This window comes from Streptomyces sp. NPDC094143 (genome assembly GCF_040303825.1).
Taxonomy (GTDB): Bacteria; Actinomycetota; Actinomycetes; order Streptomycetales; family Streptomycetaceae; genus Streptomyces.
Genome location: NZ_JBEOTZ010000113.1, coordinates 1 through 2,137, shown reverse-complemented (window position 1 = coordinate 2,137; position 2,137 = coordinate 1). Strand labels below are relative to the sequence as shown.

The window sequence follows — 2,137 nt, the reverse complement described above, 5'->3', positions numbered from 1 at the left end:
GGCGGTGTGGTGGAGGTCCTGGCCTACGGGGTGCCGGTGGGTCTGGGTTCGCACGTGCACTGGGACCGCAAGCTCGACGCCCGTCTCGCCGGCGCCCTGATGGGCATCCAGGCCATCAAGGGCGTCGAGATCGGCGACGGCTTCGAGCTGGCGCGCGTCCCGGGCTCCGAAGCGCACGACGAGATCGTCGCGACCGAGGAGGGCGTCAGGCGGACGTCGGGCCGTTCCGGCGGCACCGAGGGCGGGCTCACGACCGGTGAACTGCTGCGCGTGCGCGCGGCGATGAAACCGATCGCCACCGTCCCGCGGGCGCTGCGCACGGTGGACGTCGGCACGGGCGAGGCCGCCCAGGCCCACCACCAGCGGTCCGACGTGTGCGCGGTTCCGGCCGCCGGGATCGTCGCCGAAGCCATGGTGGCCCTGGTGCTGGCGGACGCGGTGGCGGAGAAGTTCGGCGGTGACTCGGTGACGGAGACCCGCCGCAACGTCACCTCGTACCTCGACCACCTCGCCATCCGATGAGCGGCCCGCTGGTCGTCCTGGTCGGCCCGATGGGCGTGGGCAAGTCCACCGTCGGACAGCTGCTCGCCGAGCGGCTCGGGGTCTCCTACCGGGACACCGACGACGACATCGTCGCCGAACAGGGCCGGACCATCGCCGAGATCTTCGCCGGAGAGGGCGAGGCCGCCTTCCGCGCGATCGAGGCGCGGGCGGTGGCCCGCGCCCTCGCCGGGCACGACGGTGTGCTCGCGCTGGGCGGCGGAGCGGTCGTCGATCCGCGGACCCGGGCACTGCTGTCCGGGCTGCCGGTGGTCTTCCTCGACGTCGACGCCGGCGAGGCGGTCCGGCGGATCGGCCGGGACCCGGGCCGGCCGCTGCTGGCCGGCGATCCGCACCGGCGGTGGCGCACGCTGGCCGCGGCCCGCCGCCCGCTCTACACGGAGGTCGCCCGGGCGGTGGTCGACACCACCGGACGCGCTCCGGAGGGTGTCGTGGAGGCCGTGCTGGCGGCGCTGGTCCCGCACGCGGCGCGGGCCTGAAGGCCCGCACACGAGAACTCCCCGCCGACTGGCGGGGAGTTCTCGTGTGGCCGTGCGGCCGTCACTGCCGGGCGGCGAGGAAGTCGTGCAGCAGCCGTTCCTCCTCGGGGGTGAGCGGGAGCCCGAAGATGGTGCGCACCAGATCCACGGTCTCGTGCGGGCGCAGGACGCGCAGGCGCTGCTCGCCGCTGCGGTACTCGGTCGTGAACTCGTTGTTCTTCAGCCGGTACCGCTCCTCGTCGTTCGCCCGCTGGACCACGAGCTGCCCCACGAAGGGCGAACCGGGGCGGGTGGAGCTGACGTAGTGGGCGGCCTCGAAGTCGACGGCGTACTGCGGTTCGGTGCGGAAGGCGTAGATGTCGAACCAGTCTTCGGGCCGCCGGTACTGCAGGAGCCAGTGGCCGTCCTCGGTGGTCAGCCGCCACGACCAGCCGGCGACGGTGCTCTCCGCTCCCGGGTGCAGGGCGAGGGGTTCGATGAGCGCGGCGTAGCCGTAGCCGGGGTCGGCCAGCCACACGGTGTCCGCCGCCCGAACGAGCAGGGCCGTGTGGGAGCGGAACCGGCGCTTGGTGCTGCCCTCACGGATGCGGACCAGGAGCCGGGTGACCGGGAAGCCGAAGCAGTCGAGCGCGGCGGCGAACAGCAGGTTCGTCTCGTAGCAGTATCCGCCGCGGCCCGCCCGCACGATCTTGCGCTGGACGGCGTCGATGTCGAGGGAGACCGCGCGCCCGAGGGCGATGTCGACGTTCTCGAAGCAGACGGAGTCCCGGTGGGCGCGGTGCAGGGCGCGCAGCGCCGCGAGCGAGGCCTCACGCGGCCCGCGGTAGCCGATGCGGGCGAGGTAGGCGTCGAGGTCGAGCAGTTTGCTGCCCCACTCCGGGGAGTCGTCGACCACGAGGGGCAGACCTGAGGTGTCCATGAGCGTCCTTCCGCCGGTGCGAGGGGTGGGCCGGATGGCGCGGCGTGGGGGGGGGGGGGCCCCCCGCCGGCCGGCCGCCCCCCCCCCCCCCCCCCCCGGGGGGGCCCCCCCCCCCCCCCCCCCCCCCCCCAAAACCCCCCCCCCCCCCCCACCCACCCCCCCCCCCACCCCCCCCACA

At 74.8% G+C, this 2,137-nt stretch carries 3 protein-coding genes; 2 read left to right on the top strand and 1 reads right to left on the bottom strand.

Annotated features, from left to right (window positions below; all coding sequences use genetic code 11):
* Nucleotides 1-522 (top strand): chorismate synthase (locus ABTZ58_RS39985; RefSeq protein WP_351368413.1); only part of this gene is annotated, 522 nt, incomplete at its 5' end.
* Complete coding sequence (locus ABTZ58_RS39980; RefSeq protein ID WP_351368410.1) at nucleotides 519-1,040, top strand: shikimate kinase; 522 nt, start codon at nucleotides 519-521, stop codon at nucleotides 1,038-1,040. The genes ABTZ58_RS39985 and ABTZ58_RS39980, both read left to right, overlap by 4 nt.
* Before the next feature lie 61 nt (nucleotides 1,041-1,101).
* Here the strand turns inward: ABTZ58_RS39980 and ABTZ58_RS39975 are convergent, their stop codons facing one another.
* Entirely contained in the window at nucleotides 1,102-1,959 is an 858-nt protein-coding gene (locus ABTZ58_RS39975) for an arylamine N-acetyltransferase family protein (RefSeq protein WP_351368407.1), read from the bottom strand.
* Nucleotides 1,960-2,137 lie beyond the last annotated feature (178 nt).